The sequence below is a fragment of the Streptomyces niveiscabiei genome, assembly GCF_001419795.1.
Classification (GTDB): Bacteria; Actinomycetota; Actinomycetes; order Streptomycetales; family Streptomycetaceae; genus Streptomyces; species Streptomyces niveiscabiei.
This window is the reverse complement of sequence record NZ_LIRL01001404.1, coordinates 1-1,052: the sequence shown is the minus strand read 5'-3', so window position 1 is coordinate 1,052 and position 1,052 is coordinate 1. Positions and strand designations below refer to the sequence as shown.

Below are 1,052 nucleotides of genomic sequence, written 5' to 3'. Positions count from 1 at the left end.
GTCCCCCGTCCGGTCGTTCCCCCCAGGGGTCCCCCGTGCCTCGCTCCCGCCGACCAGGCCGGCGGAAGGAGCGGTCTGGGGCCGGTGCCGGTTCCGCCGCCCCGTGTCGGCGGTACCGGCGCCGGGCCCCTTTCCGTGCCTCCACTCTCCCGTTCACGCAGGTCGGCACCCATCCGCGCGCGTACTCATCTCGGGGGTTAGGTACGGATACTCAGAGCTGTGTGCTCATCACCAGGCCGGTTCGTCCCGCCCTGGTTACCATCGCGTCCGTGTCCGTACTCCCCCTCGTGTTCACCAGCGGCTGGGCCAGCGGCATCAACGCGTACGCGGTGGTGCTGCTGCTCGGCGTGTTCGGCGCGACAGGGTTCAGCGACGAGATCCCGGAGACCCTGCAACGCCCTGAGGTCCTGGTCGTCGCGGGCGTGCTGTTCCTGTGCGACACGGTCGCCGACAAGATCCCGTACGTCGACTCCGTCTGGGACGCCGTCCACACGCTGATCCGGCCCGTCGCGGGCGCCTGGGTCGGCGCGCTCCTCGCGGGCCACTCCGGGTCCCTCTCCGACATCGCCGCGGGCCTCCTGGGCGGCTCCACGGCCCTCGCGAGCCACGCGGTCAAGGCGGGCACGCGGATGGCCGTCAACACCTCGCCCGAGCCCTTCAGCAACCTGATCGTGAGCCTCGCGGAGGATCTCGGCGTCGGAGGGCTGGTCACCTTCGCGATGTTCCATCCGGAGGCGGCGGCGATCATCGCGGGCACGCTGCTCGTCGTCGGCGTGGTCCTCCTGGTCTTCCTCGCGTCCCGGATCCGCCGTTTCCTGCGCCGGAGGGCCCAACGCCGGGAGGAACGGAGGCTGGCGGGGCGAAGCGGGCCGCCAGGGTGAGGTGACCCGCCCCGGCCTCACTGTCAGTGGTGGCCGATACAGTCGCCGGCATGGGACGGATCGTGGTGATCGGCGCCGGGATGGGCGCGATGGCGGCGGCTGCGCGGTTGGCGATCGCGGGGCACCGGGTGGTGGTGTACGAGCGGGGGGAGACGTACGGCGGCGGGGTCG

Annotated in this window: 2 protein-coding genes; both read left to right on the top strand. The window is 72.2% G+C overall.

Annotated features, from left to right (window positions below; genetic code table 11):
* Positions 1-269: 269 nt before the first annotated feature.
* Positions 270-881, top strand: a complete 612-nt coding sequence (locus AOK24_RS44490; RefSeq protein WP_055725481.1) for a DUF4126 domain-containing protein — start codon at positions 270-272, stop codon at positions 879-881.
* 50 nt (positions 882-931) lie between these two features.
* Positions 932-1,052 (top strand): NAD(P)-binding protein (locus tag AOK24_RS47150; protein WP_159052247.1); only part of this gene is annotated, 121 nt, incomplete at its 3' end.